Here is a 14845-nt window from a genome sequence, read left to right as displayed (position 1 = left end):
TATGAGTACTCATGAGTGACCTGCGCCTCGAGGACACCGTCTTCGAGGATCTGAAGAAGACCTTCTCGACGATCAGCGACCGGATGGACAGCGCGCGCCGCACGCTCCGCGGGGCGGACGGCTCCGCGGTCGGCGAGAGCGGACTCGTCGAGGACGTGCACGAGTTCGCCGACGACTGGGGCTACGGCATCAAACAGCTCGGCAAGCACACACAGGGTGCCGTGAAGATGATCAACAAGATCGGCGAGGAGTTCGGCAAGCTCGACCACGATCTCGCCGAGTCCCTCAAGACGAAGAAGAAGGACAAGTAGACGTGGCCGGCAAGCGCCCCGCCTTCACCCACATAGGCTGGGATCCGACGCCGGGGGACGTCGACGACACCCGGGACCTCGCGAAGAAGCTCGGGGGCCTGGCAAGCGATCTGGGCACCACACTGCGGGAGTTGGAGCGGATCGAGGCCGGCGCCTGGAAGGGCAGGACGGCGGTCGCCTTCACCGAGTACGTCGGCCAGGACGTCACCCCGCTCATCAGCAAGAGCCACGACTCCTTCGACAAGGCCTCGCGCGCGCTGCACCGGTGGGCGAACGAGCTACAGGACTTCCAGGACGAGGCGAACCGCCTGGAGAAGTCGGCCGGCGAGAAGCTGGAGGCCCGCGAGACGGCCCAGCAGAAGGCCGACGCGAAGGGTGACGGCAAGGGCAGCGAGGAACTCGGCAAGGCTTCCGGCGCGGTCGACGAGGTCACCGGCAAGGTCCACGACCTGGAGGACCGCTACAAGCGGGCCGCCGGCGCCATCAGCAAGGAACTCGACAAGGCGGGCGACATAGCCCCGGACGAGCCGGGCTTCTGGGACAAGCTCACCAAGGGGGTTGCGGACACATGGAACTCCGTAGGTGACTGGCTCCAGGAGCACGCCGACCTCATCAAGCAGATCGGCGACGTACTGAGCCTGATCAGCAGCGCCTTGGGTGTCCTCGCCATCATCACCGCGCCCTTCGAACCGATCGGCGCGGTCTTCGCGGCTGCGGCGATGGTCACGAGCGGGGCCGCGCTGCTGACCCACCTGGTGGCCAAGGCAGCGGGTGCGGACGTCAGCTGGGTCGATATCGGATTCGACGCGCTCGGAGTTCTGCCCGGCGTCAAAGGACTCACCGGCACCGCGGCGCTCGCCAAGGGCACCAATGCCGGGGCGCGCGCCGCCAAGCTCGGCTCGGGTTTTGTGGGAGCCGCAGAGGAAAGCAAGATGTTCTTTCTCTTCGGTCCTTCCAAGACGATCCCCGTCATCAAACTCGGCGAGGGGGGAAGTCGTATGACTCTCGCCGTCGAGAGCGGTCTGCAGAACGTCCGCCAAGGACAATGGCTCGGCACCCAGGGAATCAACCTGATCGGGTCGAAGCTACCGTTCGTCAAGAGCGCCGAAGTGATCGCGCCGATCGGTAACGCAGGGCGCGCCCTGGACGCGACCATCAAATCTGCCCTCACCGGCCACAAGGCCAACACCATCGCGAACAACGACTACGGAAACTGACCACCCCCGTAATCGATCCGATCTGCCCCGGTTCGCAAGAGAGAAACAGTCACCCTATGGACAATGCCGGCGAACTCCAGGTCCTGGGCGTGGAAGGCGTGGCCCTGCCACCCATGACCATCCGACTCCCCCAAGGCATGCACGCGATCGAGGTCTCCCTGGACGAGATCGAACGGGCCGAAGCCGTGAAGAGGTTGGTCCGTGACATCTACCCGCGGGGCGAGGAGCGCTTGTGGGAAGCCACGAGCACCCTGTACAGCGCGACTGCGCAGGAGATGCTGTCGGGCGGGGTCTCCTTCTTCGGCATCGGTCTGTACGACATCGGAGACGGTGGCGTGGCGCACTGTTCTCTCACCGTAGCCGTATTCGAATCCGGTACCACGGACCAGGACATCGTGGCCCAAGGAATTTTCGCCGTCCAGAGTCCTGATCCCCTGCGCGACGTGACATGGCTCGACCTGCCCTGCGGCCCCGCGGTCTCGGTCATCTCCTTCCGTAAGCTCATCGTGGACAGTCAGTACACGAAGAGCGGCAAGGACGAGGAACTGACGATGGGACAGATTCAGGTACACATTCCTTTCGCGACAGGCCCGTATACCGCTGTGATCACATTGGATACAGCCTCTGTCGACCAGTGGGATGAGTTCACGCATGCCATTGCCGGAATCGTCGGCTCATTGGAATTCCCGGGGGACGACACAGGAGAGGTGACGCACTGATGGACTGGTACCCCGCCCTCGACGAGGAACTGCTCTTCCGTATCACCGTCAAGTTCGCCACCGGTGTGGCACCCGCGGTGTCCGGCAGCAGATGGTTCCGGGACACCGAGCGCAACGACATCCAGAATGAGCTGACGGGATGGCCCGCCGGCCCCGTCTTCACCCCACACAAGACGGGCGACCAGACCGCCCGCCGCGCTGGCCGTGGCTTCCTCACCGCCATCCCGGTGATCGCCAACATCGTCGCCAACATCGGTGGCGCCGTGGGTTCACCGTTCGGTGGCGTATCCGGGCGAGGAGAACCGGAGGAACCGGAGAACGAGGTCCAAGACTTCCCCGTGCTGTGGGCCGCCCCTGGCGCTCTCGCCCGTACGGTGCCGTGGCAACTGGACCCGGGCCGCCGCCCGGACGGATACAGCACGGATCTCGTTCTGACCAACCGACGGCTGCTCTTCCTCGGCACCCGCACCGGCGCTTCTGACCAAGCCGAGGTCCTGGGCGAGTTTCCTCTGGAATATGTCGCCGAAGCCCGGCAGATGACGTTCAGCGAGATCAGCGCGGATGCACGCATCACCTTCGCCGACCAGTCCTGGATCCGTCTCTTCACGGGCAACCCGACAAGCGCCGAGAAACTCGCCGGAATCCTCTGTGGAAACCTGGAAGCACTACCAGAAAGCGCCCTGACGGAAGCACAGAAACAGCGGGTCTCGCGATTCGTCTCGCACCTGCGCGGTGCTGCACACCCGCCCGTCTACATCAAGCTGCCAAGCGGCATCGTCCTCGTCGAAGTCCCCACTCGTTCCAAGACCGGAAAGGGTGTTTTCAGTACGTCTACGATTCTGATGGACGCCTCGGGAGAGGCAGCGGAACCGGCACCCGGTGACCTGTAGGCACGGGGCCGTGCGGCCGCTCGTCCCACGGAGGTCGTCGTGGCTTTCGCACGCATTCACAACTCACGGGAGTTCACTGTGAAGCGCCGCTTTTTGCCCGCTGCCACAGCGCTCGCCGCAGCCCTGCTGCTCACGGCATGCGGCGGCGGAGACGACAAGTCCAGCGACAACGACAAGACCGCAGGCACCGACCAGGGCACGAAGAAGCCCACGAAATCGGCGAAGTCGGCGGGAGGCTCCGAGGACAACCCCGACGGCGTAGACGTATCCCTGCCCAAGGACATGAACCTGGTCTTCGACTGGGAGAAGCCGAAGGCGAAAAATGAGGCGGCGGCCATGAACGACGCCGCGAACTACCTCCGCGCCATATACCGCGGCGTCGACAAGCGCACGGCGAAGGACGCGGCTGTGACCACGTACTCCACCGACGGCGGACGCCGCTACGCGCAGGTCCAGATCAGCGAATGGATCAAGGGCGGCTGGACCGCCACCGGCACTCTCCGCCACTACGACGCCACCACACGCTCCACCACGAACGGCAACTCCGTGGAAGTGGCCTTCTGCGCGGACGCGAGCAAGTTCTACGGCGAAGAGATCAAGACCAAGAAGATCCTGACGACGGAGCCCAGCATCTCGGACTTCGACCACTTCAAAATCGTCATGGTCAAGTTCAGCACGGTCGAGGACCTGCGGCAGGCGTCCAAGGTGTTCGTCGAAACGAAGGCGGCGAAGTGCCGGTGAACGCCGCTCACCCGGACACACCCTCACTCACCACATCGCGGCGCGATGGCGCGTCCGCGCCGGGCGACCTGTAAGCCGGAAATCCGAAGCCCAACCCATGGGAGGCAGCCAGATGGCAGGATCCGCCAAGCCCCGCAGGCGCAGGGCTGCCGCCCCCTCGCTTCAGTACGAACACCGGCCCGGCAGCGGGTCGGTGCGTGGGGACAAGGGCTCCGGCAAGGGCGGCAAGCTGTTCGGTTGCCTCGTATTCCTTGCCATTGCCACCCCGATCGTCTTGCTCAGCTTCATGAGTGAGTACTGGGGCGACGACACGTGGAAATGGGCGAAAGATGCCTGGCCGGGCGGCACATACGGCTTCGCCGTGTTCGCGGGAGCGCTCGTGCCCTGCGTGCTCATGCTCTTCGTCAAGGCCCTCTCTGCCCTGAACAGGGGATCCTGGAAGGCTCACACCACCCGCTCGATCGGTCGCACGCTGCTGGCCGTCGCGTGCGGAGCGGTGATGCTGCAGCTCATCTCGTTGATCTTCGTTGCCCAGGACACGGGCAAGTGGGGTCGAGGGCCCTCCGGACCGCCCAGCTGGACCTTCCGTACCCAGCCCTGGCTGTGGGCGGTCGGGTTCGCGGCGACGGTCGTCACGGCCGCGCTGTGGATCACCGTGGACATGGTCCGCAGCAGGCGGCGTACGCGAACAGGTCACTCCAGCTTGGCCAGTTCGAATTGAAGCGTTCTGTTGCGTCTAAAACTCACGGGGGTTCACTGTGAAGCACCGCTCTTTTCCTGTTGCTGCCGCGCTCGCCGCGACCGCAGCCCTGCTGCTCACGGCGTGCGGAGGCGGGGACGACAAGTCCAGAGACGACAACAAGACCGCAGGCACCGACCAGGGCAAGGAGAAGTCGGCGAAGCCGGCGAGAGCCTCCAGGGACAACCCCGACGGCGTGGACGTATCCCTGCCCAAGGACATGAACCTGGTCTTCGACTGGGAGAAGCCGAAGGCGAGGAACGAGGCGGCGGCTATAGATGACGCCTCTAACTACATCCGTGCGATCTATCGGGGCGTCAACAAGCGCACGGCGAAGGACGCGGCTGTGACCACGTACTTCACCGGCGATGGACTGCACTACGCGCAGGTACAGATCAACGAGTGGGTCAAAGGCGGCTGGACCGGCACCGGTACTCGTCGTCACTTCGACGCCACCACACGCTCCACCACGAACGGCAACTCAGTAGAAGTCGCGTTCTGCTCGGACGCGAGCAAGTTCTACGGGAAAGAGGTCAAAACGGGGAAGGTCCTCAAGACCGAAGCCAGCCCCAAGGACTTCGGCTACTACAGGATCATCATGATCAAGTTCCCTACGGGCGACGACCTGTGGCGGGCATCCAAGGTGTTCGTCGAAACGAAGGCGGCGAAGTGCCAGTGAGTGAGCCGTTCCGTTCCGTTCCGTTCCACGATCGGACCGCCCCATGGTCGAGAGCCGAGTTCCCTCTTTCATGAGGACACCGCCGGCCGGAATCTGGGCTCTCTCGGCCGCGCGGATCGCCGCGACCAGGATCGAACCAACAGTCCGATCCTGGTCGCCGAGCCTTCCGACGAACGCTCCGAGGCTCCACTGCCGGGCCGTCTTGCCTCACGGGGCAACTGACGCACCCCTTCGGCTCTCTCCAGCGACCCCGCACGCACGACCATTCACCAGACGACGTCGGCGGCCATGAGGACCCTCACAGGTGTTGCAAACACGACCCGTCCGATTTTCCCGTGAGCCTTGGATCACAGAATCCACACATACCCCTCACCCGCGTCGGGGCCAGCGCCGCCACGGCAGCTCAGGCTGCAGACCTGGGAATCCTTACCTCGGACCGTCAGACCCTCCAACCCTCGGATCTCCGGCACGCGCGGACCGGCACCACCTCGAAGCTTCCAGCCACCAACCGATTTGACACCGGCACACGTCAACCAATGAAACGACATACATTCGGTGCGGTCACCACGCTCTACCGTCGAACCCGTACTGGCGAGACACCGCACCCCACAGATACCGTCGTGCCAGTTGCCGTCAGGCCGACCTCGGTCCGCTCTTACCGGCACTGGACGGCAGGATTAACAGGGCGAGCAGGAGCCTCTGTCCAGGCAGCCGTCGTCGCGATCGGGTCATCTCAAGTCACGGGGGATACGTCACCAATGGGTAAAGATGCGGACCTCCGGGTCAATGTCGAACTTCTCTCAGAATCCGAGTCTCGACTCAAGAATCTCAAGAAAGAATTCAATAACCTCGGGAACCGGGCGGACGACATGCGCCCTTACTGGGGCAGTGACGATATCGCGGACGCCATGGGCGAATTCGTTGACAACTGGGACGACTACCGCGCAAAGATGATCGATAACATCGATACCGTCGGCAAGTTGGCCAAATCAACCATGGATGGATTCGGCGGGCTGGACGGGGACTTGGCCAAGGGCCTCCAGGAGGGCAAGGGCAAGAAGAAGTAAACTTGCCTATCGTGCGCCCGGGACCTGGTGGCGGCGCATCAGTCGCGAACCGGATTCGGCAAGTTTAGCAAAGGGGAGACACAACCAGTGGTCGCATCGTCTAAAGCCAGGCCTCGCGACTGGCATCCGCTCGCGGAGTCCGACCCCGTGCCCGGGGATTCCGAAGAGATCCGCGCCGAGGTGAAACACATGAAGGGCGTTGCGGAATCGCTCCGTGAACAGTCCCGACTGCTGCGCGGAATCGGTGACGACGACGAACTCAAAGGCAAGTACGCCGCCAAGCTCAAAGACGAGTCCAGCGTCTTGGAGAAGCATCTTCGCGAGGTCGCCGCCCGCTATGAGCGTGTACACGGGCATCTCACCAACTGGGCCAACGACCTGGAGCACTACCAGGGCGAAGCCGACGCGGTTCTGCGCAAGGCCAAGGAGAAGCAGGACGAGGTCGATGCGGAGAAGGCCAAGAAGGCATCCGGAGACGACAAAGCGGCTAAGCCTTCCGGAAGTGAGACCGACGGAGATCCACTGCAGGATTTCCGCGACCAGCTCGACCGTATCCGCGGCGACCGGGATGAACGCGCCCGCCACTTCGCGAAGAAGATCCGTGACCAACTCGACGACGCCATCGAAGACAGTTGGTGGGACAACGTCAAGGGCTGGGTCCACGAAAACGCGGACTGGATCAAGGTCGTCATCGACGTACTGGGGTGGATCGCGACAATCGTGGGCGTTATCGCGATGTTTGTCCCAGGCCTCAACATCGCCGTCTTTCTGGTGGTCGCGGGCCTTCTAGTCCTGGGCACCAGAATGCTTCTCGTGGCTTCCGGGGACGCCAGCTGGATGGACGTCGCCATGGACTCCATCGGTTTGGTCACCATGGGCATGGGCCGACTCGGCGTATCCCTTCTGAAGGGGGCCAGTTCCTCCACCAAAGCAGCGGCGGCGCTGTCCCGTGTCGGTAAGCTCAAGGACGGCATCCGAGCCAACTCGCGCTTCATGGACGAGCTCGGGCGACTCGCGGCCACGAGCTCGGACGACGCGACCAAGGTCTTCGCCAAGGAAATGCGGCTCTTCATCCGCAAGAAGATCCTCGACGACGCGGGACGGGTGTCCATGGATTCCCCGCAGCTCAGCAAGCTCGCGAAAGCGGCCCACCTGGGCGATGACGAGGCCGCCGGCTTGTACGCCAACATCGCCAAAAACGGGGAGGCTTTCCCCGATGCGGTCTCGAACATCACGCGTATCGGTTCGAACGCGGGATACGGCCTGTCCCTCGCCGGGGCGTACATCGGAACCGGCGCCGACGTCATCGACAAGAGCCTGGGGCAGAGCGACGCGATCGCAGCCGCGCACGAGGCATTGGGCACTGCGGACAAACCATTCAGCGAGACGTACAACGACTGGAAGGCGAACACATGGCTGCCGCCCGTCGACACGCACTGGTGAGTCAACACGCACCAATAAGCGAACAGGACGCCCGAGCGAAGGTCGAGAGTTGATGTCTTCCAACCAGTCACTGGCCACCTCTGCGGTGGTGACCCGCCTAGGCGGCGGAGTCGTGGCAGCGGCGCGGCTGTGCGTCATCGTTCCAGCCGTGTTCATCATCGTGTACTTCCTACTGGCCATCGTGACCCCGCGTTCGTTCGTCCCCGTCTGGACCTGGACGGAGCGAGCGGTGGTGTCCGCAGGCATCCTCGGAATCTTCTGGATCTTTGTTCGTCACCCCTGGCACAGTCGGCGACCAGTAGGCCTCACCCACGCACTCCTTGTCTCCTGCACGCTCCTGCTGCCCGCGCTGGTGACAGGGTTCTGGCCGGGTGTCATCGGTGCGCTCGTCACCCCACTGCTAGTGGTCGGCTCAGCTGCCGTTGAGAGGTTCCGGCATGCCTGAGGTCTCCGACGACGTAAGCACCCCGGCCACGATGCCCCTCGGCTACCGGCTGGTCCCGCCGCCGGGCTGGGACATGATCCCTCTACGGGAGGGCACGGACGAGGCCGTCAAACGCATCGTCGATCGGGGCGTGGCTCAGCTCTCCGAGGACATCCCGAGAGACGACGTCATCAAGGCGCGTCTGGAACTGATGAAGCGGCTCAACAAAGCTGCTCAACAAGCCCGCAAGGCGGACGGACTCACGCTCTACCTGCCAGTGGAGCGGATCCACGGCACTCTCATCCCCGCCTCGATCGTCGTCTCCGAGGCGCTCACCGGCCCGGGCGCGAGAACCGGCAGCGGCCAGGTCGTCGCGCATCTACTCGCGGACGGAGCGGGCAGTGAGCCGGTTTCGATCGACGGGGCTGACGGCGTCCGTGGAGACAAGACCGTGGCCGCCGACCCGGAGCGGGAGGTGGAGTACGCCTCCCGGCGCATCGACTATGTGCTTCCGGTCCCGAAATCCCCCGTCGCGCAATGGGTGACGATCTGCTTCAGCACCATCGCCGACGGCGACCCCCACAGCGAGTTCGCCGAAGTCCTCGTCGAACTCTTTGATGCCGTGATGACCACGTTCCGCTGGAGCTATTCGTGATCTTCCTTGAGACCGATTCGGACCCCACGGAGTGGCTCCTCATGCCACTGAAATGGGACAGCGTCGACGAACGTCAGGACTGGGCGCAGAAGAACGCGGACATGCTCTGGCGGTTGCGCGAGAAAAGGCCCAAACGGCGCGAGATCCGCGCGCTGGCAAAGCGGCTGGACATGCTGGCAGAGGGAATTCCCGGCCGGGTCCCCGCACACCAGGTCTTCCTCTACGCAAAGGACCCGCGCCGCGTCCCACTGGCCTTCTACGCCCTCACGGTTCCCGCCGAGGGTGATCGTGTGACACAACTTCGCGAGGCGGTGCAGGCAGACCGGGACAGCCCGGTGCGCCCGACAGAAGTGGACATGTTCACCACCGAGCGCTTGGGAGACGGTCTCCGCTCCCTCAGGTACTGGGGCTCCCGCGAGGGAGCGCTGATGATGTCACTCAACTTCGCCTGGCGTTCCGAGGAGTTCGGGGTCGACCTGTCAGTGCGTACTGTGGCCGATGATCCCGGGTGGCTGGCGGCCCACCTCGATGAGGTGGACGTCTTCGCGCGGAGCCTGTGGCTGACGGCAGCCCCGGAGGGGTCACCGCCTGCTTGACCGCGCGGTGCGGTGGAGGCGAGAAGCCCCCCACCGCACCGCACCGCACCGGCGAACCGGCCGCCGGGAAGCAGCCGCAACCACCCAAAAGAGCAGCCTCAGCCCTTGACACCCTTAGCCAGCTCATTGTCCAGGTCCTCGTACGCCTTCGCAGCGCTCGTGAGGAACTTGGACATGCCCGTCAGGCCGTCGATCGTGTCCTTCGCGCCCTTCTTGAACTCCGTGAAGGAGTCCTCGAAGGCCTGCGAACCCTTTCGGGTGGTGTAGCCGTCCTTGACGAGGCCCTGGATGTAGCGCTCAAGGGCGTCGAGCTTCTCGTCGATCTTGTCCTTGGCGTCGGTCAGCTTGGTAGCCGCCTTGTGCATCTCGTCATATGTGATATCTGCATCTTTGCCGCCGGCCATGTGGCGTCCTCCGAAACAACTCGACTTGCCGCAGGGCCAACCCCCGTGGCTCCCGTTGCGGATGATGCGATCGTCCGCTGAGCATGCAGCTTACGCAGGACGCTTGCAGCAGCACACCCCGGTTCCTTCAAGAGCCTTCAGGGAACCGGCACATACGCCGTTGCCTGTGGGAAGGGTGGAGCGGATATCGTCTCCGGTCAGTACACGGGTCAGTACACGGGGCGGTATTCGGCAGCCCTGAGCTGGCAGCAGGGGTATACGGGAGGACGATCGTGCGCCTGACTCTGACCGTCGTCGATCCGCTCGGCGGCGCCAGCGCCGACGTGGTGCTCGACGCGGATCCTGAGTCCTCCATGGGGGACATAGCGAAGGAGCTGGCCGCACACGTCGGCCACAGCGGCGGGGCCCAGATCATCCCCATCGGGAGCCATGGGCCGCACGGACCGCACGGACCGCACGGGCAGCAGCCCGGCGGCGCGAGCGGCCCGGTCGCCTACGTCGACGGCCATCCCGTCGACCCGGGATCCACCGTCGGGACCTCCGCGCTGCGCGAGGGCGCCGTCGTCAGTCTGTACGACCCCGCCGGCTGCCTGCCCGGCGAACCGACCGGGCTCGTCGAGCTGCGCGTGGCGAGCGGACCCGCCACGGGCTCCGTGCACCGGCTCGGCATCGGGCGCTACGACATCGGCAGCGGCCCCGCCTCCTACATCCGCGTCGACGACCCCGAGCTGGCCGCGCGTGCGCTGACGTTGTCAGTTGCAACGGACGGAACGTGTCAGGTCGCCCTGCACGGGGACCGGGGGGACGGCAAGGACAAGGCAGCCGTCACCCTCGACGGCGAGCCCCTCGAGGAGAAGGAGGGGAAGGAGAGGACCGACTGGCCGCTCGGCGCCCAGATCGCCGTCGGCAACACCCTCTTCGAACTCGACCGCTACTCCCCGCCGAACGCCGCGCTGAAGTGGTCCGAGGACGGCACCGGCCTCGACTACAACCGGCCGCCCCGGCTCCAGCCCCCCGAGCGGCAGACCCGGTTCAAGCTGCCCGCGAAGCCACGGGACTTCGAGGCCCGGCCGCTGCCCTGGCTGATGGCGCTGACCCCGCTCGTCGGTGCCGTCGTCGCCGTGATGATCTTCGGGCGCTGGTACTACCTGATCATGGCGTTGCTGAGCCCGATCATCCTGTTCGGCAACTACTTCATGGACAAGAAGCACGGGCGCAAGTCCCATGCCAAGCAGGTCAAGGAGTACAAGGAGCACAAGGAGCGGATCGAGAAGGACGCGCAGGAGGCCCTCGTCGACGAGCGCCTCGACCGGCGGCAGGCCGTGCCCGACCCGGCCGCCGTGCTCTCGATGAGCACCGGGCCCCGTACACGCCTGTGGGAGCGGCGGCGGACCGACGCCGACCACCTGGTCATCAGGGTCGGCACGGGACAGCTGCCCTCCGAGGTCGTGCTCGACGACCCCGAGCAGGACGACCACAAGCGCGAGGTCACCTGGAAGATCGAGGACGCCCCCGTCGCCGTACCGCTGCGCGAACGCGGGGTCGTCGGCATCGCGGGACCCGGCGACTCGGCGCAGGCGATCGGGCGGTGGGTCGTGGCGCAGGCCGCGGTGCTGCACAGTCCGCTCGACGTCCAGTTCTACGTCCTCACCGAGAACGGCGCCCGGCAGACCTGGGACTGGGTGCGGTGGCTGCCGCACTCCCGGCCCTCCGGAGCCCAGGACACCAACGTTTTGATCGGTACGGACGCCGAGACCGTCGGCGCCCGCATCGGCGAGCTGACCCAGCTCCTCGACGCCCGCCAGAAGGCGTCCAAGGAAAACGGCCGCCAGACGCACTTCACCGACCCGGACATCGTCGTCGTCTGGGACGGCTCCCGCCGTCTGCGGTCCATGCCCGGCGTCGTACGACTGCTGCGGGAGGGCCCCGCCGTCAGCATGTACGCGATCTGCCTGGACGCGGAGGAGCGGTTCCTGCCCGGCGAGTGCCAGGCCGTCGTCATCGCCGAGCCCAGGCCCAGGGAGCGGGAGAAGCCGCAGGCCGGCTCCGCCACCGGGGCCACGCCACCCGGTCCCGGCGTCGGCTACCAGGCCGGCTCCAACGGCTTCCCCTCCTTCCAGGCCTGGCACACCGCCGAGGCCGACGACCGGCAGGAGGGCGAGGAGAAGCCGCTCGAACTGCGGCTGCGCGTCGAGCAGACGGGTACCGCCCGGGTCAAGAACGTACGGCCCGACTTCGTGTCGTCGGCCTGGTGCGCGCGCCTGTCCCGTGCGCTCTCTCCCATCCGGGACATCAGCGGAGAGACGGAGGACTCGGCGCTGCCCGGCTCCAGCCGCCTGCTCGACGTGCTGCAGCTCGAGCCGCCGACGAGCGACGCGGTGGCCGCGCGCTGGCGGATGGGCGGGCAGTCGACGATGGCCGTCGTCGGAGAGTCGTACGACGGGCCCTTCGGCATCGACATCCGGCGGGACGGGCCGCACGGTCTGATCGCCGGTACGACCGGTTCCGGTAAGTCGGAGCTGCTGCAGACCATCGTGGCGGCCCTCGCCGTGGCCAACACGCCGGAGAACATGACGTTCGTGCTGGTCGACTACAAGGGCGGCGCCGCCTTCAAGGACTGTGTCAACCTGCCGCACACCGTCGGCATGGTGACCGACCTCGACGCCCACCTCGTCGAGCGGGCCCTGGAATCCCTCGGCGCCGAACTGCACCGGCGCGAACACATCCTGGCCGCCGCCGACGCCAAGGACATCGAGGACTACCAGGATCTCGTACGCCGCGAGCCCTCCAACCGGCCGCTGCCCCGACTCCTCATCGTCATCGACGAGTTCGCCTCGATGGTGCGCGACCTGCCCGACTTCGTGACGGGGCTCGTCAACATCGCCCAGCGGGGCCGTTCGCTCGGCATCCATCTCCTGCTCGCCACCCAGCGGCCCTCCGGCGTCGTCTCCCCCGAGATCCGGGCCAACACCAACCTCCGTATCGCTCTGCGCGTGACGGACGGCGGCGAGTCGAGCGATGTCATCGACTCCCCCGAGGCCGGGCACATCTCCAAGAACACGCCCGGCCGCGCGTACGTCCGGCTCGGGCACGCCTCGCTCGTACCGTTCCAGTCGGGACGCGTCGGCGGCCGGCGGCCCGGCGCCGCCGATCCGCGGCTCCTCGCACCCTGGGCCGGCCCCCTGGAGTGGGCCGACCTGGGGCGGGCCGCCCTGGTCAAGCCCAAGGTCGAGGCACGGGAGGAAGAGGAGATCACCGACCTCAAGGTGCTCGTCGACGCCGTCCGGGAGGCCAACAGCGCGATCGGGATCCCCGCCCAGCACAGTCCCTGGCTGCCCGCGCTCTCCGAGACGCTGCTGCTCGACGAGGTCGAGGTGCCGGCGGCTGCCGCGCTCGCGCCGGGCAGGCTGCCCCCGGCCCCGTACGGCGTCGAGGACATTCCCGCCGACCAGGCCCGCCGTCCGGTCGTCGTCGACTTCTCCTCCTTCGGGCATCTCATCGTGGGCGGTGCGCCTCGCAGCGGCCGTTCGCAGATCCTGCGGACCCTGGCCGGCTCGATCGCCCGTACGCACTCCTCGGCGGACGTGCACCTCTACGGCATCGACTGCGGCAACGGCGCCCTCAACGCCCTGACGCGGCTGCCGCACTGCGGGGCCGTCGTCGCACGTAACCAGACGGAACGGGCCGTACGGCTCGTCACCCGGCTCAAGGGTGAGCTGACCCGGCGTCAGGACCTGCTCTCCGACAAGGGGTTCGCCGACATCGGTGAGCAGCGGGCCTCCGTCACCGAGGAGGAGCGGCTGCCGCACGTCGTCGTCCTGCTGGACCGGTGGGAGGGCTGGCTGCCGACGCTCGGCGAGTACAACCACGGTGAGCTGACGGACGAGTTGCAGACGATGATGCGCGAGGGCGCGAGCGTCGGCATCCACCTCGTCGTCACCGGTGACCGGCAGGTGCTGCTCGGCAGGATGGCCTCGCTCACCGAGGAGAAGTACGGTCTGCGGCTCGCCGACCGTTCGGACTTCACGATGCTCGGCATCAACGCGCGCAAGGTGCCGGAGGAGATCCCGCCCGGCCGCGGCTTCAAGAACGAGTCGGCCGTCGAGACGCAGTTCGCGCTGCTCTCCGACGATGTGAGCGGGCAGGGACAGGCCGCCGCGCTCGCCACGATCGGCGAGGCGGCTGCCGCCCGCGACGCCGAAGTACCGCGGGCGCGACGGCCGTTCAGGGTGGACTCGCTGCCCTCCCGGATCGGTTTCCCGGAAGCCTGGGAGATGCGGGACCCGGCAATCGCCCAGGCGAAGCTGTGGGGGCTGGCGGGTATCGGCGGCGACGACATCATGGCCTTCGGTCCTGACCTCTCCCAGGGCGTGCCCACGTTCGTCGTCGCGGGCCCGGCGAAGTCCGGCCGCAGCACGGCACTGCTGAACCTCGCCCGCTCGTACCTCCTGCAGGGCGTACGCCTCGTCATCGCCGCCCCGCGCCCGTCACCGTTGCGCGAACTCGACGGCCAGGACGGCGTGTTGAAGGTCTTCACCGAGGACGACATCGAGAGCGACGACTTCAACGAGGCGATCGAGTCGGCGAGCCCGGAGGAGCCCGTCGTGGTCATCGTCGACGACGGCGAGGTCCTGGAGGACGCGGACTGCGAGCGCGAGCTGAAGCGGCTCGTCCAGCGCGGCGCCGACCGCGGGCTCGCGCTGGTGATCGGCGGCGACGAGGAGGAGGTGTGCAGCGGCTTCTCCGGCTGGCAGGTCGAGGCCAAGAAGGGCCGCCGCGGCCTGCTGCTCTCCCCGCAGGACTCCGGTGCCGGTGAGCTGATCGGCATCCGTACGACCCGCAGCATGGTCGGCGGCCCGGTCACCCCCGGCAAGGGCATGCTGCACCTGGGGAACGGCGAGACGATCACGGTCACCGTGCCGCTGTAGTCGAACCGGAAACGGCCGTGGGCCGGAGGGGT

At 66.4% G+C, this 14845-nt stretch carries 14 protein-coding genes; 13 read left to right on the top strand and 1 reads right to left on the bottom strand.

Annotated elements, in window-relative coordinates:
* Positions 1-11 precede the first annotated feature (11 nt).
* From OHS59_RS25860 to OHS59_RS25805, 12 genes are all read left to right on the top strand, one after another.
* Positions 12-311 (top strand): hypothetical protein, encoded by a 300-nt coding sequence (locus OHS59_RS25860; protein ID WP_328495780.1) that lies wholly within the window; start codon positions 12-14, stop codon positions 309-311.
* Between the two features lie 2 nt (positions 312-313).
* Positions 314-1528 (top strand): enoyl-CoA hydratase/isomerase family protein, encoded by a 1215-nt coding sequence (locus tag OHS59_RS25855; RefSeq protein WP_328495779.1) that lies wholly within the window; start codon positions 314-316, stop codon positions 1526-1528.
* 56 nt (positions 1529-1584) lie between these two features.
* Complete coding sequence (locus OHS59_RS25850; protein WP_328495778.1) at positions 1585-2247, top strand: hypothetical protein; 663 nt, start codon at positions 1585-1587, stop codon at positions 2245-2247.
* 77 nt (positions 2248-2324) lie between these two features.
* Entirely contained in the window at positions 2325-3137 is an 813-nt protein-coding gene (locus tag OHS59_RS25845; protein WP_328495777.1) for a hypothetical protein, read from the top strand.
* 78 nt (positions 3138-3215) lie between these two features.
* Positions 3216-3878 carry a hypothetical protein gene (locus OHS59_RS25840; RefSeq protein ID WP_328495776.1) on the top strand — a complete coding sequence of 221 codons (663 nt, stop codon included), beginning with the start codon at positions 3216-3218 and terminating at the stop codon, positions 3876-3878.
* Positions 3879-3990: 112 nt separating this feature from the next.
* Complete coding sequence (locus OHS59_RS25835) at positions 3991-4599, top strand: hypothetical protein (RefSeq protein ID WP_328495775.1); 609 nt, start codon at positions 3991-3993, stop codon at positions 4597-4599.
* A 37-nt stretch (positions 4600-4636) separates the two neighbouring features.
* Positions 4637-5296 (top strand): hypothetical protein, encoded by a 660-nt coding sequence (locus OHS59_RS25830; RefSeq protein ID WP_328495774.1) that lies wholly within the window; start codon positions 4637-4639, stop codon positions 5294-5296.
* A 758-nt stretch (positions 5297-6054) separates the two neighbouring features.
* Positions 6055-6363: a hypothetical protein gene (locus OHS59_RS25825; RefSeq protein WP_328495773.1), complete on the top strand. Its 309-nt coding sequence runs from the start codon at positions 6055-6057 to the stop codon at positions 6361-6363.
* Between the two features lie 87 nt (positions 6364-6450).
* Entirely contained in the window at positions 6451-7806 is a 1356-nt protein-coding gene (locus OHS59_RS25820; protein ID WP_328495772.1) for a putative T7SS-secreted protein, read from the top strand.
* 52 nt (positions 7807-7858) lie between these two features.
* Positions 7859-8251 carry a hypothetical protein gene (locus OHS59_RS25815; RefSeq protein ID WP_328495771.1) on the top strand — a complete coding sequence of 131 codons (393 nt, stop codon included), beginning with the start codon at positions 7859-7861 and terminating at the stop codon, positions 8249-8251.
* Positions 8244-8885, top strand: a complete 642-nt coding sequence (locus tag OHS59_RS25810) for a hypothetical protein (protein ID WP_328495770.1) — start codon at positions 8244-8246, stop codon at positions 8883-8885. The genes OHS59_RS25815 and OHS59_RS25810 overlap by 8 nt, the downstream gene beginning before the upstream one ends.
* Positions 8882-9481: a hypothetical protein gene (locus OHS59_RS25805; protein WP_328495769.1), complete on the top strand. Its 600-nt coding sequence runs from the start codon at positions 8882-8884 to the stop codon at positions 9479-9481. The genes OHS59_RS25810 and OHS59_RS25805 overlap by 4 nt, the downstream gene beginning before the upstream one ends.
* A 98-nt stretch (positions 9482-9579) precedes the next feature.
* On the opposite strand, the gene OHS59_RS25800 is transcribed toward OHS59_RS25805, so the two are convergent.
* Complete coding sequence (locus OHS59_RS25800; protein ID WP_328495768.1) at positions 9580-9885, bottom strand: WXG100 family type VII secretion target; 306 nt, start codon at positions 9883-9885, stop codon at positions 9580-9582.
* 272 nt (positions 9886-10157) lie between these two features.
* On the opposite strand from OHS59_RS25800, the gene OHS59_RS25795 reads away from it, so the two are divergent.
* Positions 10158-14813 carry an FtsK/SpoIIIE domain-containing protein gene (locus tag OHS59_RS25795; RefSeq protein ID WP_328495767.1) on the top strand — a complete coding sequence of 1552 codons (4656 nt, stop codon included), beginning with the start codon at positions 10158-10160 and terminating at the stop codon, positions 14811-14813.
* Positions 14814-14845 lie beyond the last annotated feature (32 nt).

This window comes from Streptomyces sp. NBC_00414 (genome assembly GCF_036038375.1).
Lineage (GTDB): Bacteria > Actinomycetota > Actinomycetes > Streptomycetales > Streptomycetaceae > Streptomyces.
This window is presented reverse-complemented; position numbering and strand designations above follow the sequence as displayed.

Coding starts and splice junctions, on each gene's coding strand:
- OHS59_RS25800 (WP_328495768.1), bottom strand. CDS start 9,885: ATGGCCGGCGGCAAAGATGCAGATATCACATATGACGAGATGCACAAG.
- OHS59_RS25815 (WP_328495771.1), top strand. CDS start 7,859: ATGTCTTCCAACCAGTCACTGGCCACCTCTGCGGTGGTGACCCGCCTA.
- OHS59_RS25850 (WP_328495778.1), top strand. CDS start 1,585: ATGGACAATGCCGGCGAACTCCAGGTCCTGGGCGTGGAAGGCGTGGCC.
- OHS59_RS25835 (WP_328495775.1), top strand. CDS start 3,991: ATGGCAGGATCCGCCAAGCCCCGCAGGCGCAGGGCTGCCGCCCCCTCG.
- OHS59_RS25810 (WP_328495770.1), top strand. CDS start 8,244: ATGCCTGAGGTCTCCGACGACGTAAGCACCCCGGCCACGATGCCCCTC.
- OHS59_RS25825 (WP_328495773.1), top strand. CDS start 6,055: ATGGGTAAAGATGCGGACCTCCGGGTCAATGTCGAACTTCTCTCAGAA.
- OHS59_RS25860 (WP_328495780.1), top strand. CDS start 12: ATGAGTGACCTGCGCCTCGAGGACACCGTCTTCGAGGATCTGAAGAAG.